Source organism: Methanogenium organophilum (genome assembly GCF_026684035.1).
In the GTDB taxonomy this organism is placed as follows: Archaea; Halobacteriota; Methanomicrobia; order Methanomicrobiales; family Methanomicrobiaceae; genus Methanogenium; species Methanogenium organophilum.
Window position 1 is genome coordinate 1270490 of sequence record NZ_CP113361.1, and the last position, 22790, is coordinate 1293279.

The following is a 22790-nucleotide window of genomic DNA, read 5'->3' on the forward strand; positions in this document are numbered from 1 at the left end:
CTGAAACGAAGGGACGGGGCACCTGTTTTCTGTCCATGACGTTTCATGCGGGCGGTGGACCCCCTCGTTGTGTCTTGTCCGGTATCCGTGTGATGACCCGATGGCTGAAACTGATCCGGCCCCATTCCGGCACGTGATCGCTATTCTTTTGTGGGGCAGGTCCCAACCTATCGGTATATGGAGACGAATGCTGGCACAGAAGAGATGGAGATCTGCCAGATTACCCTCGCAGGGGGATGTTTCCGGGAGATTGAAGCAGGTCTTCGCAAAATTCCCGGCATCCTTGCGACTGTGGTCGGATATACCGGGGGGGGAGAAGAAAACCCGGACTATATACGGGTCAGCACCGGCGAGACCGGTCATGTGGAGGCGGTCCGTATCGCCTATGACCCTACAGTGATTCCCCTGTCAGACATTCTTGACCGTTTTTTTTGTTTGTATGATCCGACGGTGAAGGAGCCGGAAACCGGGTCCGAGGGGTCCCAGTACCGGTCCGCTGTATTCTGTCACACCGAAGAAGATTGCCGGACAACACGGGCATTCATCCATGCAGAGGAGAAATCCGGGAATTATTGTGGGCCTATAGTGACTGAGGTACGCACTGCCGCTACATTCTGGCCAGCCGAGGACTGCCACCAGCAGTATTACGAGAAGATGGCAAACCGGTATCGCAAACCCCTCTTCTGAGAATGAAACAGGAAGGGGGAATACTCGTCTTCCCGTTTCCCCGTTTTCTCAGATATGTGCCGTATGATTTCCATGGATTTCAGCGAAATGATTCAATCCTCTTTTTAGCTCGTATTCTTCCTGTATACAAATGTTTTGCCCATTTGTGGCCGGAAATTGCATATATTTATCCAATGGGAGTACATAGGTATTCGTTAGTTCGCCCGAAAAGGAATAACAGGTGTTTGTTGATGATGGTAAAGAGTCCGGTCCCGGTATTGTATGTCGCAGATGATCTCCGTGCATGCGAAGGAGCCTATCATTTTCTGCAGAAATCCGGGGAGATGTCTCTTGATTTTGCCTTCTCTCCAGAAGAGGCGACGGAGATGCTCTACAGAAATGAATACCATGTTGTTGTCTGTGAATATCGTCTGAAAGGGACAGACGGGCTTTCATTTCTGGATGATCTCCGTTCACAGGGAGAGCGTGTTCCGTTCATAATTGTCGGGGATGACACCGAAGGGGTGATCATTGAGGCCATTAACCGTGGTGCTGATTTCTTTTTGAATCGAGGGGAGAACCGATTTCAGTTCTACGTTGAGCTCAATCTTACAATCAAGAGAGCTGCCAGGAAGTACGAGGCATCTGCCCGTGAGCGACAGGAAGAGGGCAATAGACGATGCCATACGACAATTGTCCATTCCGCAAAGGGGGAACCTGATGAAAAAGACATTCTCATTCAGGAGGTGCATCACCGGGTCAAGAACAATCTCCAGTTGATCTCAAGCATTCTTAAAATGCACAGCTATCGGACAACAGATTCCGAGACACGGGAAATTCTGGAGGACTGCAGAAACCGTATTGCCTCAATGGCCCTCATTCATGAATATCTCTACCGTTCCGATAATCTTGTGAGCATACGGATGGCTGACTATGTGCCCCGCATTGCGGAAAATCTATCCGCACAAAAGCCATATGGCATGGAGAAGGTGGAGATAATCACCCACTGTGACCCCACTATCAGTCTGGATATTGATACCTGTATTCCCTGTGGAATTATCATCAATGAACTCATCACAAATGCTCTGAAATATGGGTTTGTCAAGGGTGAGAAGGGAGAGATTGTCATAGACATTGATCAGTACCGGCGGGGATTTGCACGTCTGCGCGTGTCAGAGAGCGGGTCTGCGACAAAATCGTCTGTTAATCTGGAGAATGGGGAGACACTGGGGATGCAACTGGTGAAAAACCTGACCACACAGATTGACGGAACCCTCTCTGTCTCGGATGGGGGCCCCCTCAGCATCTCAATTGTCTTTCCGTATACTGAATAAATACAAAAGAGATATGGACTCTCTCCTGCACCATTAATTAAGAGAATCAGGGGCGCCAAAGTGCGGTTCCCCGTCAAAACAGTGCCTGAACGAATGTTTCACGCCTGTTTTACTGACATTATCGGGATTATATCATGCTTTCAGGACTCAGGCGCCGTATCCCTGCGGGGATTGCAGAAACACTCTTTTTCATTGGCCCCGGCCTGATCCTCGCGATTGAAGCGTCCGGTGAGAGCGGTATTACAGAACTCCTTGCAGCAGGGCTTGAGTATGGTTTTTCTCTCTTCTGGGTCATTGGAGCAGCACTGATATTCAAGTTTGCATTTACAAACGGTATTGCCCGCTATACGGTTGCAACCGGGACCTCTATCTTTGACGGGTTGCGCACCATTCCCGGACCAAAGAACTGGGAGGTAACGTTTATTTCGATCATTTACTTCTTTGAAATGGTGGGGTTCGGCGGTGTCGCTCTCTTTGCAGGTAGCATGCTTGCAGAAGTCGTCCCGGCAGCGGTGCCTGCGGCATATGCGTTTGCCCTCCTAATTTTTACACTCCTTGTGCTCTGGAAGGATTCCTATGAACGTCTCGAGCATGTGGTCATTCTCCTCTCGGTTGTGATGTTTGCAGGTCTTGCAGTCATTATCTTTGCACTGCCATTTCCTCTGGCACAAATTGCGCAGGGCTGTGTGCCTTCTGTTCCGGATGGCGCCCTCATCGAGACGATGGCCCTCCTCGGTGTCGTGGGGTCCGGCCTGAATATTCTCCTCTACTCGGTGTGGCTGCATGAGAAGGTGGGGGACCGGCACGGTGAGAAGTACTTCTCCTCTCATATGAAGAGTGTAAATATTGACCTAGTCCTCGCGTTCCTGCTGGTTGGGGTTGTTGCCCTAATCTTTATGACTCTTGGGTTCTGGGGGTTTGTGGCGGAGCATTTGACCGGCGCCAGTGCGGCGGCAGTAACAGAGAGTCTTCATGCATCGCTCGATAAGGTGCCCGGCGGACTGCATACCATCCTTTTTGTAGCAGTTGTCATCCTCGCCGGGGCGCTCATATCGGGTATGGACGGGCGTGCGAGGGCGGTCTCTTCGGTGGTCTCACGTGTGTCTCCCACTCGTTTTGAAGAGCGGACACTCTACCGTATGGTGCTTCTAATCTTTGCGGGCATCATCACGCTGGGTATTCTATCGGGTGAGACCACGTCACTTATCCGGACGGTTGCCGCCGTCTCGTCGGTGATGTTTGGCCTTCTCGGGTTCATGCTCATCTATCTTGATCGTCGTCTTCCTGCCTATGCGAGGGGTTCACCTCTCTGGCTCTTAACAGTCGGGTGCGGGAGTGTACTCTTTCTTGCGATAGCCCTCATGACCGAACAGTCCCTCGTCACCTTCGGTCTGCCACTGATGGAGCGGGTGGCGGTTGTCGTAATCCTCCTCTATGCTTTCACCAAGACGGGTCTCTTTGAACGTCTTGTCACCGGCAGGGGGACGCTGGAAGACCGGGGTTGGATGATTCTCACCTTTGGCGTTCTTTCACTTTACGGAATCTACCGTGGGATTCTCTATAACGGGGTCATCGTTGATTTCGCTGACCTCGGGCCAATGGTGGCAGGCATTCTGGGGGGGCCGGTTGTCGGTGGGTGTGTCGGCCTCATTGCTGCAGCATTCCGTCTGACAGAAGGGGGTATCGGTGCGATCGGCAGTGCTGTATCCGCCGTCTTTTCCGGTATAATTGCCGCATACGCCGCCCGGATGTTTCGGAATCATCTCACCTACTGGCGGCTGATTCTTCTGGCCATTGGGATTGAATTTCTGCATGTATTCGTTCTCATCCCGCTCTTTTCCGGTGGATGGGATTCTCTTGCGATGTGGCATATCATCCGCGAGACTTATCTTCCGATGGCTGCTGCAAATGCCCTTGGGCTGGTTCTCTTCCTTTCCATTCTCCGCGAACGTGGTTACGAGATGATGGAGCATACAGAATACCTCTCGCTGAAGCGGCGGGGAGGAAGAAGAGAAGAGGAGGTTTTGTCTGACGGTGCTGGTGGTGACAGTCCGGTGGATGAAACCTGAAATCTGCGTGAGTGAGTAAAGACATAAAATATGCTGTATTGAGTCACCGGAGTCAGGGGTAACTTCGCCCCCCGAATGGGATGCACCCTGTACGTGAATTGAGGTGTATTGGTGTGTCCCGTTCGCCCCACGCCATATTCAGACCGTCTTTCTTCTCAACCGGTCATCCTGCTGCCCACCGTAACCTATCTTCCCCTCTGGAAAAATACCCCGGAGAGCACCTCCCGGGGATATCGTGTGCCGCGGACCCGCATCTCCCAGCGTTCAGGCACAACGGTTCCCTTCCACTGTTCGCTGGGGAAGAGCCCCTCCACTTCGTCCGTGGTGAAGTAATGTGTCATCACCCCGTCGCCGCGAAGAAAGGTGTGCTCTTCTGTAGCCTGTCCCTTCCCGCAGCGAAAATCGCCGACGGAGAATTCGCGAAAGAAAAGGATGCCCCCCGGCAGGAGCACCCGTGCATACTCTGCTGCCGCCCGCCTGCGGTCTGCCTCCCGGAGGGCGCCTGTCACGTGGACGGCAACGACTGCGTTGAATGTGTGGTCATGAAACGGAAGGGAACGGACATCAGCCTGCACGAGGCTGGCCCCACGGGCGGTACGGCGTGCAAGCCGGAGGGCCGATGCAGCGATATCGCAACCGGTGACGTGGCAGCCGTTTTGGGAGAGGGCGGCGAGTGTTTTACCATTGCCACATCCTGCCTCCAGCACCCGGGTAGTGGGAGGGAATGACGGGATGCCGGTGGCCGCTCCCTGCCAGAGAGCGCCTCTCTTTTGGTAATTCTGCTCCCATGCGTTCATGTGAATCCGTTCAGACGTTCTGATCTGCTGGTGATTGTGATAGAAATCATCTGGTAGAGGGTATTATTCTTACCTCATATTCGTGTTGCGGGGTATTGGGGTTATGGAATCTCTCTTGAGACGTATTCTCTCCTATTTTGGGTAGGAATGTATATGTATGCCAAACCCGATGGAGAGACATCCATGGGGGAGAACCGGAGGATAGGAACAGAGATGATGAGGGCTTTGATCGCAGAGGTGCCTTTCAGTTCTTGTATATGATTTGGTTGCTGGTCGTGGTTTCTGCGAATGATTATGGAATAATCTCTGTATCTAAATGGATGGTGCTGATTCTCATGGTAATTGTCCCTTTTGGGTTTGTTTTCTTTCGGAATGGATAATAGCTGTTTTCTATCCTGATTCGGGAGAAAAAAATTGTTCTGAAGACAATTTATTCTCCGGTCGGTGATTTTCATTATACCATTTTCCTGTCCCGACAGGTTCTATACCTACGAGCAGCTAATGAGAATGCAGCTATGCAGAACGAGAAGGATTTTGATGACCGGGACGGCAACGACGAAAATTCCGGCGGCCTCCTCGCAGACCCGCCTGTCCGGGGACTGGTGTACCATGCTGTGCTCTACCTTGGGGTGGTGCTTGTGCTCCTTGCAGTGAATCTCAGGATTACCCCGGATATTCTCTGGGTACAGTGGATCGCCCTTCTCTGGGGAATTCTCCTTGTTTGGAATGGTTGGAAGGTTTTTTGGCCCGGTGACAGGCATCAGAGATAACAGGACTGAATCTCAACAACCTCTGCAGAGTCTTTTGCAGCGGCATATTCGGTGAGGGGATCATGGTTCACCTCGAGAAACCGGATGCCCCAGCTGAAGGCCGAGAGGATCTCTTCTGCCTGCTCCTGTTCTCCCAGAATAACAAGGGCCGCTGCAAACGCCTCAACCGAGTTGAGCATAAACGGCCGGCCGAAGTGACCGGGGTTTGCTGCTACAAGAAATGGAAGGGCCCGGCGCAGGGGCCAGCGGGCGACCTGGATCTTTTCAAATACTTCCCATGAACAGTCGAGAGCAGTGATGGATTTTGGCGTACGGTCGGCAGGCGAGAGCGCCTGCTGCGCTGACGGGTCGAGAATGAGGCTGGAGCGGGGTATTTTATCCACCCGTGCAAAGACCCGCACGCATCCGCGTCGCTCGAGTTTTTTGACAGAACACCGCCGTGGATCGCAGGAATTGTCGCGGTAGGCAAAGAGGGGAATCATCCTTTATCTAATGGTTGTCCCCATAGTGAATAATCAATGTATGTACTCATGTGCCCCTGTATTGCATCACCGTCACTCCGTGCGGTAGGCATCACGAAAGATGCTGATCTTCGGGCCTTCTTTCGTGCGCAGGAGCGTTGTCGGGCATTCGACATCGATGCCGTAATGATGCCCTGCTCCGAGACCGAATTCCTGGGCCCGGACCATCCGCCGGGGCCGTATGAAGGTCGGCTCGATTCCCCGGAATTTGCTGCCGTTTTGGACCGTTCGGAAAAGGCAGTGCGGGAGATCATCAGGGAGCGGGGTGCTCCCCTCTGCATCGTGGGGGTGGACTCATCCCCCGTATGTGGGGTGAACCGGTGGTACCGGACTGGAGAGCGCCACCCCGGTAGGGGTGTCTTCCTTTCCCGGTTCCCTGAGATTCCAGCACTGGATGTGTATGACTTCGCCCGGTACCGGGTATATCTCGCAGCACCGCTCTTTTCTGAGGCGGAACGGGCATACAACCGCTCTGTTGTCGCTCTGTTGCGTGAGCATCTCTTTTCGGTGCACCTGCCGCAGGAATGCGGGGACTCTTCGGCTGAACGTTCAGCAGCCCACACAAACGACATCTTCACGGAGAATCTGGCTGCCCTCAGTGAGGCAGATCTGGTGGTCGCTGTAATCGACGGAGCGGACGCAGACTCGGGCACCGCATGGGAAATGGGATATGCCTATGCACAGGGCACACCGGTTGTTGCCCTGCGCACCGATTTCCGGCAGGTTGGTGCCACAGAAAAGGTAAACCTGATGCTTGAGGGAGCCGCCTGTGTGACAGACAACGTGGATATGCTGCCCCGTATTCTTGCCTCCCCGCGTATCTGCCCACCGCGGGATGATATTGGTGCAGCTGAAATCTAATGCCAATTATTATTTCCCCCGTAAACGACAGTTCAGATATAGATGGGGTCGGCAGCATGTCTGGCATAGCCCCGGGAATATGAGATGGGTCAGCGACGGATTCTGATAGTGGAAGATGAAGCGATCATTGCAATGGAGCTCAGGGAGACCCTTGAACATCTGGGATATGCGGTTGTCGGGAATGAACTCCGGGGTGAAGAGGCGCTTCTTGCGGCGGGGAAGCTTCGGCCTGATGTTGTGCTGATGGATATCCACCTGAAAGGAAAGATGGATGGTATTGAGGCAGCTGATCGCATCGGTCGGCGCTATGACATTCCGGTCATTTACACGACCGCCCATTCTGATCGGGAAACGTTGTCACGGGCCATTCGCAGTCAGCCTTACGGCTATATCATAAAACCATTCGATGAGCGGGAGCTTTATTCCAATATAGAGATGGCGCTGCACAAACACCGGGTAAAGAGTCGTCTTGAGGGGAGTCCCGAAATGGTTGATTCTGCCCTGAATATGCTCGCAGGAGCGGTTGTGATAACTGACGCAGACGGTCGTATCGAGCGTCTCAATCTGGAGGCCGAACGGGTGACCGGATACCGACTCACAGATGTTCACGGTCTTCCTTTTTTTACTGCCTTTGGGATATCGGTGCCCGGTCGTGATGCTCTAATGGAGAAACTACTGGTCTCTTCGGACTATGCCGCAGGCTCCATGCTCTCGTTTCCATCAACGATACGGGCCGGCATGAAATCCGGTGGATATATCCTTGCTCATCTGAGCACAGTCATAATACAGGAGAAGGATAATGCGCGGATTCACAAGATTGCTTTTCTTATCGAACCCTATACTCCCGGCACAGAGGTCGAATCTGATAATTTGCCCGGTCCTGCTGCCCTTGTGGAGGCGATGCCCGAGCCCTTTGCCTGTGTAGCAGAAGATGGGTCTGTCTTTCTGTATAATGAAGCGTTCTCATCGCTTTGTGAGCGATTTGGGAGTGATATTCACGGGTTGATCCCTCATCTGACTGGGGCACTGCCGGAGTCGTTTATCGGGGGGCCGGTCCTTTTTCATGAGGTGTTGGCGAGCAATCAGATGGTAAGGCGGGAAAAAGTGGTAAAATTCTCGACCGGCAGTATGGTCTATGCCATTCAATATCTCCCGGTAACCGAAGGAACTGACGGAACGCCGCGGTGTGTGGGACTGTATATCCGCGATGTCACAGGAGAGACCGTTGCGCTACAGCAGTGCGAGAGAACGCTGGAAGGGACCCAAAACACTGATGACGCAATTGCGGGGGTGGGGGAACTCTGTGGAGCACTCAAGGAAGCGGTTTATGCGATGTCATGGGCATATGAGAAGGGACCTGCCTTTCGCGATGCAGCAAAAGAACAGCAAGAGGAAGTGAACCGAATTCTTGGTTCGATTGACCTCAGGCTGATTGAGATTGAAAAGAATCGTCCTGTCTGATGCTATTGATCCGTATTCGTGAGATTGATTCTGCAAAAAATTGCATGGGGTTAAATTTTCGGTTTATATTTGCTTATCTCCCCTAAATTCAGTTTTCAAGGATATTATTCTCAGTTCATATTGGTTTGTCGGGGAAGTTTTTTTATGGAATGACGTCATAGGAGCACGCAACCCATGGGGGGTGCTCAGATGACAGAGAGTGAACAAATACACAGGGATAGTACTCGTGCAGTTTTTCTTGAACAGGCGCGTGCCCGGTTGGATGAAGTCCGGGAGCTAGATGAACAGATTCGCGCACGTATTGCTGATGCGCCGGATACGGTTCAGGCAGATGTCGTGGCCTGCAATGTGGATGTGGGAATGTACGTCAGTCTTGCCGAGGTTGAAATTGATCTCTTGGAGAATGCAGAAGAGGATGAGTGGATAAGGCTGCGCAGCAGGGTTGACACGGCGATTGGGAAGGCAATGGGGGAACTGGAACGCTGCGATGCAATCCTCGACCGTCCACCAGAGCATGTGCAGTGGAAGTGAGTCCGGAGGGGCGGGGGCACTTGTTCCCTGACCTTTTTTCAATTTTTTGAAGCTGTGTCTGTTGGAATCGTAATGATGGTGTCAGGATATCGCGTTCGTTTCAGTGATTGTTGCAGATACTGCTGAAACTGCTGAATAAATTGTCACCAAAAGAGCTCAAAAACATTTCATATGGTGAATTATTTCCTGATTTATAAATTAGTGAGTTTGCAGATTCATAGATGTTTTCATAAAATGAATCACTCAAAAACAGATGCCTGAGGATTGGTATCAGGGGGCGCGTATGTGGTATCGGTTTGTTCGTGGTACGTGTGTTGAGAGGTGTGTAAGGTTTTGGTGTGGTGCGCCCCCTCTTCCCTGGTATCTTCTGGTTTTCCCTGGCGAATGTACCATGCCCCCTTCCGGTATCCCTGTTCGGATGAGGCAGGATGCAGTCGCTGTGGTTCTCTGGTGAAAGACCACTGCGGGGATTGGTATATTGGTTCCCAGTCTGTGCCAAACTGGTACTAATTACATATTCTCATCACTCGCATATATATGTTGCGCCTAATGCCAAGCATTGAAGTATGCGTTGGGTGGTTGCATTGGGCCATGCATTAGCGAAACCTATAATATCTGAACCGGAGTAAATTTTAATTCATACATGCATGGTGTCTTTCCACAAGAATTAACCCGTATCTGTGACGTTCTCAGGGAGAATCCAAAGGGCATGGCAGTCCGCGACATCGCTGATGCCATCGGGATGAACCGAAATACGGCATCGCGCTATCTCGACATGCTGCGCGTAGCCGGACAGGTGGAGATGAAGACGTACGGCAAGGCAAAGGTTTTCTACATCTCCCAGCGGATGCCCATCTCCGCGATGATGGACTGTGCGGTTGACATGGTCTTCGTGGTGGATTCAACGCTGACAGTCGTCGAAGCGAACGACACCATATGCACCTTTCTGGGGGGATGCCGCGATGAGATCCTGGGCCACCCGATGCGTGAATCGCCCCTCGGTGCGTTTGACCATCCCCTGATCGTCGGGCGCATCGGGGATGCGATGGAAGGAAAGAGTTCCACCGATGAACTCCGGTATATGCGGGTGGACGGAGAGATATTTTTCCGGGTGAAGACCATCCCCACGGTACTCAACTCCGGTCTGCCGGGTGTCGCGGTTGTCATGGAGGACATCACCGGGCAGAAGGTGGCAGAGGAGGCGTTGCGGGAGAGTGAACTGAAGTTTCGCACACTTGTCGAAGACGTGAGTGATGCCATCTGGATCATCGGGGATGACTGGACCTTCTCCTATGTGAGTCCGCGCACAGAAGAGATCCTCGGTTACCTGCCTGAACGAATGGAAGAAAAGTCGTTATTCAGTTTCATCCCGGAAACGGGACGCGCAGCGACGAGGGAAGCCATTGCAGCTTCCCGTGACAGTCCACGGCGGGGTGCGGTTGTCTCACTTTCCATGCGGCACGCAGACGGTCATCCGGTCGAAGTGGAGGTGAGCGCCTCCCCGCGCTATGACCTTCTGGGGAGTTTTACCGGGTATCGTATGGTCTGCCGTGATGTCAGTGAACGGCGGGTGCAGGAACAGAGACTCCTGCAGTGGAAGTCATTTCTCTTCTCGATTGTCCAGAATATTCCTGCAAAGGTCCTCGTCACGAACGTGGACGACCGTTCGCTCGTCTTTGCGAACCGTTCCTTTGAGGAGATGTTCGGTGTCTCCTCCGATACCGTGGTAGGAAAACAGTGCACAGATATTTTCACCCCCGATCTCTGCCGGGTATTGCTCTGCCGTGACGAAGAGATTCTGCAGTCAGGTATTGAAGTGGACGTACCGGAGGTTGTGACGGATGTGCCCGGCATTGGGGAGCGGGTGCTCTGGATCAAGAAGATACCCATCTTCTCCGACAAAGGCGACCTCCGCTATATCCTCGGCATCTACCGTGACGTGACCGATACGGTCCGCAACGAACAGCGCATCCGTGCGGAGCGCGACCAGGCGCAGCAGTCACTCGATGCCGCCGGTGCCCTGATCGCGGTTGTCGCCCCGGATGGCACCATCCGGACGATGAACCGGCGGGGCAGCGAGATGCTCGGCTACCCTGCAGACGGCCTCATTGGTCGCAACTGGTTTGACACCGTTGTCCCACCGCATTCACGCGAAGTTCTGCGCCGGCGGTTCTTTGCGGTGCTCCAGAACGGCAGTTTCCCGGCAGTCTCCGAGAGCGGGCATCTCCTCAGTGCCGACGGCAGACTCGTTGCCGTTGCCTGGCAGAATGCAATGCTGCCGGGCGAGGACGGGACACCTGCAGGCGTCGTCACCTCCGCCCAACCGCTTCCTGACGGCGTCTGAGGACGCGGTATATTCTCCCCGTCCGTCTGTTTTTTTTGAATGTTTGGATCCTGTCATCCGCTGCCTCCGTACAGGCAGTTATATCTGGTTCGTAACGGAAATTTTACCCGAACACAAACGGGGTATTTTCTGTGGTTATTCTTCTGTCCGGTATTGATATCGTAGGTTACAGCCTTCTGGGCATTCTTTTGGTTGCCAATTTTTCCATCGCCATCACGGTGGTGTTTGTGGAACGAAAAAAGCCCTCTACGGCCCTGTTATGGGTGGCGGTGCTCTTCTTTTTGCCCATCTTCGGGTTCCTTCTGTACCTCGTCTTCGGGCAGAACATCTACAAGGAGCGGATATTCCGGCTGAAAGAAGAGGACGACCATATCGCAAAGACGCTGATCGCGTCTCAGGAAGAGCGTCTTTCCCGTATCCATGTACCGTTCGAAGACAAGGCCGGCGATTACCTCAATATGGTCACGATGCTCCTTCGTAACGATGGGGCCGTCCTCTCAAACGACAACACCATGGAGGTGTATACCAATGGGTACGCGAAGTTCGAAGCTCTCATGGAGGCAATCGCCGGTGCAGAGGACTTTATCCACCTGGAATACTACATCATTCGAAACGACACTCTCTCCCGGCAGATCACTTCAGCCCTTGTTGCAAAGGCACGGGAAGGAGTGACGGTCCGCGTGCTGGGGGATGCCGTCGGGTGTCACGGTCTCCCCAGGAACTTCTTTTCCGAACTGATGGATGCAGGCGGTGAGGTTGCCTTCTTTTTCCGCTCAAAGTACCTTCACATTAATATGCGGGTCAACTACCGCAACCACCGCAAGATCGCCATCATTGATGGGAAGACCGGTTTTATCGGCGGGTATAATATCGGCGACGAATACCTCGGAAAAGGCCCGCTCGGAAACTGGCGCGACACCCACCTGAAGATCACCGGCACTGCCGTGCATTCCCTACAGGTGCGCTTCTTCATGGACTGGAATCATGCCGCAGGGGCGGACCTTGGATTTGACGAACGCTACTTCCCGGTGATGGAGGAACGGGAGGGGGCGCTCGTGCAGATCGTCGCGAGCGGGCCGGATTCACGCGGTGAAGCAATAAAGAAGGGCTACCTGAGCCTGATACACAACGCACGCGAGAGCGTCTGGATCCAGACTCCCTACTTCATCCCGGACGCGAGTATCATGGACGCCCTTACAATTGCAGCGGAATCGGGGGTGGACGTGCGTATCATGGTCCCCTGCAAACCGGACCACCCGTTCGTCTACTGGGCCGGTTTCTCCTATCTCTGGGAACTGATGGAGTCCGGCGTGCGGGTCTATACCTATGATGATGGGTTTATTCACGCAAAGACGGTCACGGTCGATGGTATTGCGGCCTCCGTCGGGAGTGCCAACTGGGATATCCGGAGTTTTTCACTGAACTTTGAGGCGAACGCATTCCTGTACAGGGGGGGTGTCCCGGCCACCCTGAAACAGATATTTGCCGACGACATTGCCTCATGCACAGAAGTGACGCCGGAGATGTACGGGCAGCGCACCCATCTCATGCGCTTCAAGGAATCGTTCTCCCGTCTTTTTTCCGGGATACTGTGATCTGTCCGCCGATTGTGTTGTCCTGCTATTCCCGGAAAGACTGAGGAGAGAGAGGTTATTTGTTTCCGTTTTTTTTCTGCTGTCGGTCGAGAAAATGTTTGATACGCGGGAGGTTCTGGCGGTAGTGAACCGCGAGGGACGGCACGGTATAAGGCAGGTACTGCGGCAGCATGGCTGACGCCATTACACCCTTTTCGAGCAGGTTCTTCTCCCGCCCGATGACGCAGTTCTTCCGGTGCAGCACGGCCTCGAGAAACTCTTCTGTCGTCTCCGCTTGGGCACAGGTGAGGACATGCCCGAGGTCATACAGGAGATGGCCGTCCGTCCCGCCGGTATAGCACATTCCGCGTCGTTCTGCCACGCCTGCGGCTTTCTCGTTGAGCGGCCGCGTCATCCCTCCGCAGATCACCTCTAGCCCGTCGAAGCGGCTATAGGTCCAGGGGGAGAGATAGCGCCGTTCGATACACTTGCAGAGCCCCTTGTTGAAGAGCAGGTAGCCGAAGGGATGGGCGGCGACCACGACGCACGGATAGTCTTCGGCCACGGCGGCGATCTCCGATGTCGTGAGGGAGGTCGCAAGGCAGGGACTCCTGCTCTTTTTTGGGGCGATATGGGTCTCGTAGCATTCAACGAGATCACGGGAGGAGAAGAAGTAGAGGAGGATATGGGGCCCGTCCCAGGCGCTCACTTCGATGCCGGGGATCAGGAGAACGGACGCGTCTCTCCGTTCCGCCTCGGCGACACCGCTCACGGCGTTGTGGTCGGTAATCGCAAGGCCGATGCCCTTTTGTTTTGCAAGGGCGAGAGCGTCGCGGACACGCGTGGGAGAATCGGAATGGTTTGTATGAAAGTGCATATCCACGCCACTGCAGCCCTGCCTTCGGAGTGCCGGTATGTCGGGTCGGGCGAAGATGACCCGTCTGTCTCTGCGTCTCTGGTTCATGCCGGTCTGTTCATTACCGGTTGGTCGGACTCCTATTTACTGGTCACGAACCGGGCGTTCCCGTCGGGATACCCGGCGGGCGGCACCGGATGGATGAATGTAATATTTTTGACCCATTCGTTTGACAATTCAATATATAATGTTTTTTTATGGAGTATTGGAATAATGGTAACTTATATGAGTGTACTTCGAAAGGAGTCCTCCTAAGACAGAGGTGGAATTGGATGACAAGGATGCGGACCGGCAGGCTCGTGGTACTCGTGGCACTCTGTGCCGTGGTGTGCCTCGCAGCACCGGCAATGGCCGCCACATGGGTGGTGAATCCCGACGGAACGGGCGATTTCACGACCGTGCAGGCGGCACTGGACAGTGACTGGACAAGTGGTGACACGATAGAGATCGCCTACGCAGTGTATAAAGAACCGGTCGCGGTGGACGCGGCCGGCCGGGAACTCACGATTATGGGCATCCCCTCGCCGGCGGGTGACCTGCCGGTCATCGACGGCATGGGCGGCACGATCGAGCTGCCGCCCCTTGATCCCGACGGCTGGTATGGGTGTGGGGAGTGTTCGATGTTTCTCTACAACGGTGATTTCGCCGTATCGTCTATTTGTGTGACGAACGCTTCGCATAACGGCCTTGTTGCACGGGCCGGTGTCTCCGGACGGACGGTCGCCCTCACGGATGTCGTGGCGACAGAGAACGGCTGGCACGGCATCAATATCATCTACTATGACGAGGCCGTGCTGACCGAAGTTGATGCAATCGAGAACGGGTGGGCCGGCATTCATGTGGTCAGTACCACATTCACCGAAGGAACGGAGCTTCTCTGTCAGGATAACGGCGATGACGGACTGCAGATCCGCGGCGGTGAGGCCGTGCTCACGTCTGTCCTTGCCACCGGGAACGGGTATCGTGGAGTCGACGTTATCCTGGAAGACTTGTGGGTCATACCCGTGGATGGGGAGGAATGCTCCTCTGCTCTTCTCACGGATATTGTTGCCACGGGCAATGCACGAGACGGCCTCTTCGTCAAGGGGTCCGGGACCTCCGTTGCGGAGATATCCGAGGTGGAGTCGACCGGAAACGGTGATGACGGTGTCGTCCTGAACGGCTTTGCCGACTTCGCGGTCTCCGACGTGACGACCGGCGGAAACGGGGCGGAGATAGATATCCCTGTCGTCCCCCCCATTGTGGGCAGCGATGACGGTCTGTCCCGTGCCTGTGCCCTCTGCCGGGATGACGACCTCCTGTTCACTGCAGATGCTGATCTGGCAGCGGGTGCAGACAGCATCGTTCATGACCTTCGCCATGCGGGGAACGGTCTTTTTGTGGTGCAGAGCATAAACGGCACCATTGAGAGCGTGGACGCGACAGACAACATGGGCGCGGGTATCCTGACGGATACCACCGGCGATGTGGTCATCACCGACTGCAGTGCGGATGCAAACGAGTATCTCGGGATTCTCACCATCTCGGTATCCGACGACTATCCCGTTCTCTCGGGTCTGGTCTCGGATATCGGTCTTGAGAGTGACACCGATGCGATGGCAGATGCACTCGATACGGCATTCACTGAAATGACGGCGTCTGTGGCAAACGCCACGGTCGTCTCCGAAGATGAATTCATTCTCGGGGAGGGCGTCGTTGTCTTTGTCGAAAATGTCACGGAAAACGGCCCGAATGTGATGTTGTCATCCGTTTCGGCGAATGATAACGGGTATACCGGCATCGGGGTCATTGCCCCGTACGTTGTTGCATCGGATATTGCCGCAGGTGAAAACGGCGTGTGCCCGACCGACGTTGCAGGCACGCTCAGCGGTGCCGGTATTGTCGGTGCATCCTTCGTCGGCGAATACTCCGGGGTTGATGCAGCGGACAACGGTGGTGCCGGTATGGCTGCCGCCTCTCTTGTCCTGGCGATTGAGAATGCGACACTCACCGGAAACGGTGCCGAAGCCTACAGCGACATTCACGGTCCGCTCTTCCAGACCGGGCTTCTCTCCGTTTCGCTCGTAAACGAATTCCTCGGTGTTCATTCGGATCAGAATGCCGGTTCCGGTATTCTCATGACGTCTGTGATGACGGGATGTTACGAATGTACGGCATCAGGGAATGACTATGGCGGTATCGTTGCCATGGACCCCCTGAGTCTGGGTATTGCTGCACTCCTGGTGCACTCCGACCTGTCCGTTGTTCTGGATTCCGCGGGCATCTCTGAAGAGGACCGATTCTATCTGGAGAGTCTCTCATCGCCTGCCATGCAGGATGTCATGACCTGCTACGGTGAGACCGATGCCTTTGCTGCGTCCGCCACAGCAGACATTGAAACGGACGACGTCACGGAAGAGGATGTGGCGGTCCTCATTGAACTGATACACCAGTATATGGCCCTGTCCGGGTGCTATATGATGGAATCCGGTGCGGATGAGAACGGGCTCTTTGGCATGGCCGTGGTATATCCGAATGTTGCGGCATACGGGTTTTCGGCAGATGGCAACGGGTATGACGGCGGCAGCACGCTTGAGGCCCTTCTCGGGACAGGTATTTTTGGTCTGTATCTCACCGGTGATTTCTTTGATATTTCGGTATCGGAGAATTCCGGAGCAGGGATGGTCACTGTTGGTGTCGTATCTGAGTATGAGAAAGTCACGGCAGACGACAACGGATACGCGGGTATCGTCACCATCGACCCCGTGACCCTTGCTGCTGCGGTGCTCGGCTACTTCGTGGTGCTGGACGGCGACGGGCTCCCCATTGCGTTGGCGGCTGACGACACGGCCGACCTTGCGATGCACGCGGATATCACGGAGAGTGCTGTTGCGCAGGAGATCGTTGCCACCTACTACACCGGAGCTCCTGCCGGAGAGGTGACCATCAATAAGGCCACCCTGCTGACGGAGGACCCGATGGAAATTCTTCTTGAGCATATCGAGTTCTACTTCGAATACGCTGGTGTCTATGCCGAAGATGTCTCCGCATCCGGCAACGGCTATCCGGGATTCGTCGCAATCGGCCCGAACGTGGTGATGAACGGCGTCATAGCGGATGACAACGGTGCTGCAAACGATGACGAAAGCGATATCATCGGCCTTGCCGCAGGCAGCGGTGTCATCGGTCTCTCCATTGTGGGCGAATACATCGATATCGCGGCATCCGGCAACACCGGCGCCGGTATTGCCACGGCGGGTGTCCTTACCGATATGGCCGCCTGTGAGGCAGACGGGAACGGCGTGGGCGTCGTCTCCCTCTTTGTTACCAGTCACCACACGGAGATCGGTGCGGATGAAAACAGTATCTCCGGTATCGTCCTTGCGGGTATCAACGGCACACTCACGGATGCCGCCGCGGACCAGAACGCTGGACCGGGTATTGTCTGTGTCGACCCGGTGGCAGCGGTCCTCATGTACTTCAGCTTCTCCCCGGATGTTCTTCCGTCTGCGACGGCGGATGACGCGACCGTCCCCTCCCCGGAGACGATGGCACTCGTCTGTCAGCTCACCGGTGACGCAGATGCGGCATCTGCCGGGTCGGATGACCGGGAGACGGCATGGGATCTCATCGTGTGGGCAATGGAGTATATCTCCTCGTATGAGGGCGACATCACCGACCTGAATGAGACGGAAATCATGGACCTCATTCTCACCCATTACCTGATGGGTGCGGAACTGTCGGTCTCCGGCGTCTCGACGGACGATAACGGCTGGCAGGGCATCGTTGTGCTCTCCCCGTCCATCGTTGTCGAAGATGTCTCCGCATCCGGCAACGGGTATCACGGAATTGCGCTGATCAGCCCGTGGAAGGCGGTCGACGCGAGCGGCTTCGTGCACCCGGCAGAACCCGTCGGAGCCGAACGTCTGAGTGTTCGGGGAGTTTATTCCGTGGGTAACGGCGGCGCAGGTCTCTCTGTCGCCGGAGCAAACGAAGGAGATGTGATGAATATCTACGGCTCCGAAAACCTCGTGGGCTTACTCCTTGGTGATTCTGATAATCTCATGGTTTCGGATGGTACCTGGGAAGCAAACTGGGCTGCTTCGGTCGTGTGCGGCGGCAGTCGGGTCAATAATCTCATTCCGACTGGTGAATTCCTGCCGGACGGGGCACTCACTGACCCGACCGGTTCCTGCGACAACGTCTTTGCCTGCACCTATGTGGACGGGGGGATAGTTGTCCTTTCGAACTCCATCGGGAATACATTTGATGAGACATTCTTTGACGAAGCGCAGGATATTTCAGCAGATATCTCCGGAAACGGTCCTTATGTGCTCTACAGCACGTGCGGTTCCTGGGCCCCGCCGCTGCCCTCTCCAGAACCATGGGTTCATCTGGGCGGATGTGGCATCGGTGTCGTCGGCGTGGGCGGATGTAACACGACCGTGAACATCACGTATGACTACAACCACGGGTTCCCTGAGGGGACCGGAAAAACCCTGTATCCCCAGTGGGCACCCAATTCCACGACATCATGGGATTTATGGCGGTTCAATCCGGTCGTGAATGACCCGGTCACGATGACCATCGGACCCATGGAGGTGCCGGTGACCTGCCCTGCGGATGTTGCGGATGGTGAATTCTTCGACGTGATGTTCATTGCCCCCTTCTGGGCGGAAGAGCGAAGCAACGATAATCCGGGGTATTATATTTTCATGCAGTCGCTCTCTCACAATGCGACCGAGTTCACCGGTCCCGGCACGGTCCCGTCTGTGACGCCGGAAGCAATCCCTAAGGCTCCGGTGACGGGTCCGCTCGATGGATCGGATGATGGTTCCGACAGTCCGGGAGCGAATCCGCAGTCCGGTGCCGACAGCGATTTCCCCTCCTCCGCGTCGTCCCCGGCTGGTGTGACGGCCACGGCGACCACCACCCCGGTGCCCACCACGACGCCAGCAGGAATTATACCGGTTGCAGGAGCAATCGGTATTCTTAGTGCCGTCGCGGTGCTCCGCCGCCGGTAATCTCCCCCATTTTTTTCTTTGGTAGTTCTGTATATGTGTGGTAAGAGTACAACAATGTATATATGTGTGCAATGACACACATATATTCTATGGAAACCAAGTATATTCTCGATGAGAATGACCTGCCACGGCAATGGTATAACATCCAGGCAGATCTCCCGGTGCCCCTCTCACCGGCCTACAACCCACAGACAAAGGAGCCCATCGGCCCGGAGGATCTCGCCCCGATCTTCGCTTCAGAACTGATCCGCCAGGAGGTGTCGACCGAGCGCTACATCGACATCCCCGCAGAGGTGCGTGACATCCTCACCCTCTGGAGGCCCTCCCCTCTCTATCGTGCCCGCCGACTGGAGAAATTCCTGAAGACCCCTGCAAAGATCTTCTACAAGTATGAGGGAGTGAGTCCACCCGGGTCTCACAAACCGAATACGGCCATCGCCCAGGCCTACTATAATATGAAGGACGGCATCGAGCGTATCTCAACCGAGACCGGTGCGGGCCAGTGGGGCTCGTCCCTTGCCTTTGCAACCCAGCTCTTCGATATGGAGTGCAAGGTCTACATGGTCCGGGGCAGTTATGACCAGAAACCCTACCGCAAGATGATGATGCAGTGCTGGGGAGCGGACTGCGTGGCCTCGCCCTCGCCGGACACCAATGCCGGCCGGACCCTTTTGGAGCAGGACCCGGATACCTCGGGCTCGCTCGGGATGGCGATATCTGAAGCGGTCGAAGACGCGGCAGGAAACTCCAACACGAACTACGCTCTTGGGTCGGTCTTAAACCACGTCTGCCTGCACCAGTCGGTGATCGGTCTGGAAACGCTGGAACAGCTTAAAATGGCGGGCGAGGAGACGGCAGACGTCATCATCGGGTGTGCCGGGGGCGGTTCGAACTTTGCGGGTCTTGCCTTCCCGTTTATCCGGGAGAAGCTGGCCGGGCGGATGCCTGACTGCCAGATGATCGCAACCGAACCTGCCGCCTGCCCGACGCTCACGAAGGGACTGTATGCCTATGACTACGGGGATGTCTCCGGCTATACGCCGATCATGCAGATGTACACCCTTGGCCACGGGTTTGTCCCCCCCTCCATTCATGCGGGCGGACTGCGGTATCACGGGATGGCGCCCTTAGTCTCCCTGCTGCACCATGAAGGGCTCATCGACTCGGTCTCCAGTCACCAGAACGAGGTATTTAAGGCAGCGGTGGACTTCTGCCGCTCGGAGGGTATCATCGTCGCACCGGAGTCGGCGCATGCCATCAAGACCGTGATAGATGTGGCGGAGGAATGCCGGCGCACCGGTGAAGAAAAGACCATCGTCTTCAACTGCTCGGGCCACGGCCACTTCGACCTCTCGTCATATGAGGCCTACTTCACAGGCGGTCTGCCGGACTATGAGTATCCCGCAGAGCTTATTGCCGCATCCCTCAAAGAACTGCCCGTGATCTCGCAATGAAAATCGGTGTGGTGGTCAACCCGGTCGCGGGGATGGGCGGTGCAGTCGGACTGAAGGGAACGGACGGGCAGGTCGCAGAGGCGATCCACCGGGGGGCAGTCCCGGTCGCACCGGACCGTGCCTCCCGGCTGCTCTCCCTGATCCGACCGGGAGTCCACACCTTTCTCACCGCAGGCGGCCCGATGGGGGAGGGCCTGCTGGCACAAGTCGGCATCCCGGCAGAGACGGTATATCAGCCGAAGGCGACAGAGACGACCGCGGAAGACACCCGCCGGGCCTGCCGGACATTTTGCGACCGGGGGGTGGAGCTCATCCTCTTCTGCGGGGGGGACGGGACCGCCCGTGATGTCTTTGCGGTAGTTGGTGACACCATCCCCATCCTCGGCGTCCCCTCCGGCGTGAAGATGTATTCCGGTGTCTTTGCCCCGACCCCTGCAGCGGCGGCCGAATGCGTGAACCGGCTGGATGAGGCGGTGATGACCGATGCAGAGGTGATGGATATCGACGAGGAGGCCTACCGGGAGGGCCGTTTGTCGGTGCGTCTTGCAGGTATTGCCCGCTCGCCCGCCCTGACCGGCCACCTGCCATCATCCAAATGGGCAACGGATGCACGCCATGAGGCCCGGGCGCAGGCAGATATTGCACGGTTTATCGGAGATATCATGCGTGATGACACCCTGTACCTCATCGGTGCCGGGAGCACGACCGCCGCTGTTATCCATGCACTCGGGGAGGAGGGCACCCTCCTCGGCATCGACGCCGTTTATGATGGGGATGTCATCGCCCGTGACCTCAATGAAGAGGGGATTCTCCGTCTGCTGGACGAGTATCCTCTCGTGCAGGCCATAATCTCGCCTATCGGGGCACAGGGGTTTGTGCTGGGCCGGGGGACCCAGCAGGTATCCCCTGCTGTTGTCCGTCGAATTGGGCCGGAGAACTTCATTATCATCGCAACCGAGGCCAAACTCTCCCGCACACCCACCCTCTATCTGGACACCGGTGACCCGGATCAAAACCAGCGGTTCCCTGATTTCGTGCAGGTGGTCTGTGGGTATGCCATGGCCCGCCGCATGCCATTACTACACGAATCCTGATCTGCGATTTCGTTTTTTTTGAGATGTTCTGTTTCAGGTGATCGGTCGGGCCTGTTCTGAAAGTTTCTTCATCCCCGTTACCTTTTTTCTGTCAGGAAATCATTCCATTTGATGAGAGACAGGTTTATCTGGGATGCTCTCCAGGAAGTGGGTATGGAGAATTCGCGGATTGGCACTGTGATTATGGTCCTCCCACTGGTGATTCTCATTCTGGCTCTTGTGATTGCTCTCTATAATGTGGGATTTGATGTGAATGCGGCAACCCTTCCGGAAAACCCTGTAGGGCCGCTGAATGAGACTCTGTCGTCACTTCTGCAGGCAGATGGGCCGCTTGTTAGTGGTGATGCGGTGGAAGGTGATCCTGCTGCAGGCACCGTCACTATGACGGGTAGAGTACAGAATCCGACCGCATATCCGCTGAGCGTGCAGAGCATCGAATACCGGGTAATTTCGGAAGACGGGAATGTTTCCGCCTTTCTTGCGGCGCCGGTGACGATCCCTCCCGAAGGGAGTGTGCCGGTTGTTCTGACGGGTCCGGCTTCACCTGATACAGTCCGTGACCTGAAATCAGGGAGTGTGGAAGGGACACTCTATTCTGAAATTGAGATAATGGGTATCCGTATAACAACCGCGATGACCCGGCCGTGGAGTGTGGGGCCATGATAGAGAAGAGACAGAAGTGGACCGTTGCAGACTGTAATATTCCCGGTGTGTTGGCGGGTATTGGCCTGATGGCACTCCCGTTTTTGGGATACTGGTGGTCGGTGCGGTTTGGTAACGGTGCCTTTATGCTGGAGGTTTCTCCGTTTATGCTGGGGATGTACGGGTTTGGGCAGGAGTTCTTCTCGCCTCTGATAGCGGCAGTGAATACCGCAATTATTATCATTATTGTCTTCTATGGAGCCCTTCTCCTCGTCGGGTCCGTCTTCCGGTGCAGCCGACAGTACCGTCAGCTCTCTGACCAGTTGGTAGGGATAGGAGCAAAAAAACCGATATGGCTGGTGCTGTTTTTTATGGTCACAATTGTTATCACTGGATTTGGCATTGAGTATTCCCTTCAGGAAACAGGTATTGAAATCTCTATGCCCATGATCATGGGGGATACGGTGGGAACCATCACGACATTCGGCACAACGGTGCAGATACCGGTATCACTTTCCCTGAATTCAGCCTTTTGGTATGCATTGGTATTCGGTATCATTGCTGCATCTGCCGGAATATATCAGAAGAGACGGTACTATGGAGAGTCTGAAGATAACACAGCTGAGATACCAGCCGGTGATGCGCCCACAACGCCGGAGGGAGAAAAGCAACTTTGAAACTGGTATATATTTTTAAAAATTGTCTCTTTTTTTGTGTTCCAGTATGATATTGGGAACTTATATCGTGAGGAGG

Annotated in this window: 18 protein-coding genes; 15 read left to right on the forward strand and 3 right to left on the reverse strand. The window is 55.1% G+C overall.

Going from position 1 to position 22790, the window contains the following annotated elements; all coding sequences use genetic code 11:
• Positions 1 to 177 precede the first annotated feature (177 nt).
• From msrA to OU421_RS06400, 3 genes are all read left to right on the forward strand, one after another.
• A complete protein-coding gene (msrA, locus tag OU421_RS06390; RefSeq protein ID WP_268187792.1) occupies positions 178 to 687 on the forward strand; it encodes a peptide-methionine (S)-S-oxide reductase MsrA in 510 nt (169 codons plus the stop codon).
• 230 nt (positions 688 to 917) lie between these two features.
• Positions 918 to 2000 carry a histidine kinase dimerization/phosphoacceptor domain -containing protein gene (locus tag OU421_RS06395; protein WP_268187793.1) on the forward strand — a complete coding sequence of 361 codons (1083 nt, stop codon included), beginning with the start codon at positions 918 to 920 and terminating at the stop codon, positions 1998 to 2000.
• Positions 2001 to 2134: 134 nt separating this feature from the next.
• A complete protein-coding gene (locus tag OU421_RS06400; protein ID WP_268187794.1) occupies positions 2135 to 4069 on the forward strand; it encodes an Nramp family divalent metal transporter in 1935 nt (644 codons plus the stop codon).
• Between the two features lie 185 nt (positions 4070 to 4254).
• On the opposite strand, the gene OU421_RS06405 is transcribed toward OU421_RS06400, so the two are convergent.
• Positions 4255 to 4866 carry a class I SAM-dependent methyltransferase gene (locus OU421_RS06405; protein WP_268187795.1) on the reverse strand — a complete coding sequence of 204 codons (612 nt, stop codon included), beginning with the start codon at positions 4864 to 4866 and terminating at the stop codon, positions 4255 to 4257.
• 515 nt (positions 4867 to 5381) lie between these two features.
• Between OU421_RS06405 and OU421_RS06410 the strand changes: the two genes are divergently transcribed.
• Positions 5382 to 5636, forward strand: coding sequence for a 2TM domain-containing protein (locus OU421_RS06410; protein ID WP_268187796.1), 255 nt, complete (start codon positions 5382 to 5384; stop codon positions 5634 to 5636).
• Here OU421_RS06410 and OU421_RS06415 read toward each other — a convergent pair.
• Positions 5627 to 6118: a DUF367 family protein gene (locus OU421_RS06415; RefSeq protein WP_268187797.1), complete on the reverse strand. Its 492-nt coding sequence runs from the start codon at positions 6116 to 6118 to the stop codon at positions 5627 to 5629. The two genes, OU421_RS06410 and OU421_RS06415, sit on opposite strands and share 10 nt — an antisense overlap.
• A 36-nt stretch (positions 6119 to 6154) precedes the next feature.
• On the opposite strand from OU421_RS06415, the gene OU421_RS06420 reads away from it, so the two are divergent.
• From OU421_RS06420 to cls, 5 genes are all read left to right on the forward strand, one after another.
• Entirely contained in the window at positions 6155 to 7018 is an 864-nt protein-coding gene (locus OU421_RS06420) for a nucleoside 2-deoxyribosyltransferase (RefSeq protein WP_268187798.1), read from the forward strand.
• A gap of 84 nt (positions 7019 to 7102) precedes the next feature.
• Entirely contained in the window at positions 7103 to 8479 is a 1377-nt protein-coding gene (locus OU421_RS06425; RefSeq protein WP_268187799.1) for a response regulator, read from the forward strand.
• Positions 8480 to 8668: 189 nt separating this feature from the next.
• Positions 8669 to 9010, forward strand: coding sequence for a hypothetical protein (locus tag OU421_RS06430; RefSeq protein ID WP_268187800.1), 342 nt, complete (start codon positions 8669 to 8671; stop codon positions 9008 to 9010).
• Between the two features lie 643 nt (positions 9011 to 9653).
• Positions 9654 to 11354 carry a PAS domain S-box protein gene (locus OU421_RS06435; RefSeq protein WP_268187801.1) on the forward strand — a complete coding sequence of 567 codons (1701 nt, stop codon included), beginning with the start codon at positions 9654 to 9656 and terminating at the stop codon, positions 11352 to 11354.
• 131 nt (positions 11355 to 11485) lie between these two features.
• Positions 11486 to 12949 (forward strand): cardiolipin synthase, encoded by a 1464-nt coding sequence (cls, locus tag OU421_RS06440; RefSeq protein WP_268187802.1) that lies wholly within the window; start codon positions 11486 to 11488, stop codon positions 12947 to 12949.
• Between the two features lie 55 nt (positions 12950 to 13004).
• Here cls and OU421_RS06445 read toward each other — a convergent pair whose 3' ends face one another.
• Positions 13005 to 13805: a PHP-associated domain-containing protein gene (locus OU421_RS06445; protein ID WP_268187804.1), complete on the reverse strand. Its 801-nt coding sequence runs from the start codon at positions 13803 to 13805 to the stop codon at positions 13005 to 13007.
• Here OU421_RS06445 and OU421_RS06450 point away from each other — a divergent pair.
• From OU421_RS06450 to OU421_RS06475, 6 genes are all read left to right on the forward strand, one after another.
• Positions 13794 to 14099, forward strand: coding sequence for a hypothetical protein (locus OU421_RS06450; protein WP_268187806.1), 306 nt, complete (start codon positions 13794 to 13796; stop codon positions 14097 to 14099). The two genes, OU421_RS06445 and OU421_RS06450, sit on opposite strands and share 12 nt — an antisense overlap.
• Positions 14100 to 14116: 17 nt before the next feature.
• Positions 14117 to 18847 carry a hypothetical protein gene (locus tag OU421_RS06455; RefSeq protein WP_268187807.1) on the forward strand — a complete coding sequence of 1577 codons (4731 nt, stop codon included), beginning with the start codon at positions 14117 to 14119 and terminating at the stop codon, positions 18845 to 18847.
• Between the two features lie 89 nt (positions 18848 to 18936).
• On the forward strand, positions 18937 to 20301 hold the full coding sequence (locus OU421_RS06460) for a TrpB-like pyridoxal phosphate-dependent enzyme (protein ID WP_268187808.1): 1365 nt from the start codon (positions 18937 to 18939) through the stop codon (positions 20299 to 20301).
• Positions 20298 to 21395, forward strand: coding sequence for an ATP-NAD kinase family protein (locus OU421_RS06465; RefSeq protein ID WP_268187809.1), 1098 nt, complete (start codon positions 20298 to 20300; stop codon positions 21393 to 21395). Before OU421_RS06460 ends, OU421_RS06465 begins: the two co-directional genes overlap by 4 nt.
• A 111-nt stretch (positions 21396 to 21506) precedes the next feature.
• Positions 21507 to 22058 carry a hypothetical protein gene (locus OU421_RS06470; RefSeq protein WP_268187810.1) on the forward strand — a complete coding sequence of 184 codons (552 nt, stop codon included), beginning with the start codon at positions 21507 to 21509 and terminating at the stop codon, positions 22056 to 22058.
• Positions 22055 to 22714: a hypothetical protein gene (locus OU421_RS06475; protein WP_268187811.1), complete on the forward strand. Its 660-nt coding sequence runs from the start codon at positions 22055 to 22057 to the stop codon at positions 22712 to 22714. The genes OU421_RS06470 and OU421_RS06475 overlap by 4 nt, the downstream gene beginning before the upstream one ends.
• Positions 22715 to 22790: the final 76 nt, after the last annotated feature.

Excerpts from the sequence above, each read along its gene's own strand:
- msrA (WP_268187792.1), top strand. The coding sequence starts at position 178 with ATGGAGACGAATGCTGGCACAGAAGAGATGGAGATCTGCCAGATTACC.
- OU421_RS06395 (WP_268187793.1), top strand. The coding sequence starts at position 918 with ATGATGGTAAAGAGTCCGGTCCCGGTATTGTATGTCGCAGATGATCTC.
- OU421_RS06400 (WP_268187794.1), top strand. The coding sequence starts at position 2,135 with ATGCTTTCAGGACTCAGGCGCCGTATCCCTGCGGGGATTGCAGAAACA.
- OU421_RS06405 (WP_268187795.1), bottom strand. The coding sequence starts at position 4,866 with ATGAACGCATGGGAGCAGAATTACCAAAAGAGAGGCGCTCTCTGGCAG.
- OU421_RS06410 (WP_268187796.1), top strand. The coding sequence starts at position 5,382 with ATGCAGAACGAGAAGGATTTTGATGACCGGGACGGCAACGACGAAAAT.
- OU421_RS06415 (WP_268187797.1), bottom strand. The coding sequence starts at position 6,118 with ATGATTCCCCTCTTTGCCTACCGCGACAATTCCTGCGATCCACGGCGG.
- OU421_RS06420 (WP_268187798.1), top strand. The coding sequence starts at position 6,155 with ATGTATGTACTCATGTGCCCCTGTATTGCATCACCGTCACTCCGTGCG.
- OU421_RS06425 (WP_268187799.1), top strand. The coding sequence starts at position 7,103 with ATGGGTCAGCGACGGATTCTGATAGTGGAAGATGAAGCGATCATTGCA.
- OU421_RS06430 (WP_268187800.1), top strand. The coding sequence starts at position 8,669 with ATGACAGAGAGTGAACAAATACACAGGGATAGTACTCGTGCAGTTTTT.
- OU421_RS06435 (WP_268187801.1), top strand. The coding sequence starts at position 9,654 with ATGCATGGTGTCTTTCCACAAGAATTAACCCGTATCTGTGACGTTCTC.
- OU421_RS06450 (WP_268187806.1), top strand. The coding sequence starts at position 13,794 with ATGAAAGTGCATATCCACGCCACTGCAGCCCTGCCTTCGGAGTGCCGG.
- OU421_RS06445 (WP_268187804.1), bottom strand. The coding sequence starts at position 13,805 with ATGCACTTTCATACAAACCATTCCGATTCTCCCACGCGTGTCCGCGAC.
- OU421_RS06455 (WP_268187807.1), top strand. The coding sequence starts at position 14,117 with ATGACAAGGATGCGGACCGGCAGGCTCGTGGTACTCGTGGCACTCTGT.
- OU421_RS06460 (WP_268187808.1), top strand. The coding sequence starts at position 18,937 with ATGGAAACCAAGTATATTCTCGATGAGAATGACCTGCCACGGCAATGG.
- OU421_RS06465 (WP_268187809.1), top strand. The coding sequence starts at position 20,298 with ATGAAAATCGGTGTGGTGGTCAACCCGGTCGCGGGGATGGGCGGTGCA.
- OU421_RS06470 (WP_268187810.1), top strand. The coding sequence starts at position 21,507 with ATGAGAGACAGGTTTATCTGGGATGCTCTCCAGGAAGTGGGTATGGAG.
- OU421_RS06475 (WP_268187811.1), top strand. The coding sequence starts at position 22,055 with ATGATAGAGAAGAGACAGAAGTGGACCGTTGCAGACTGTAATATTCCC.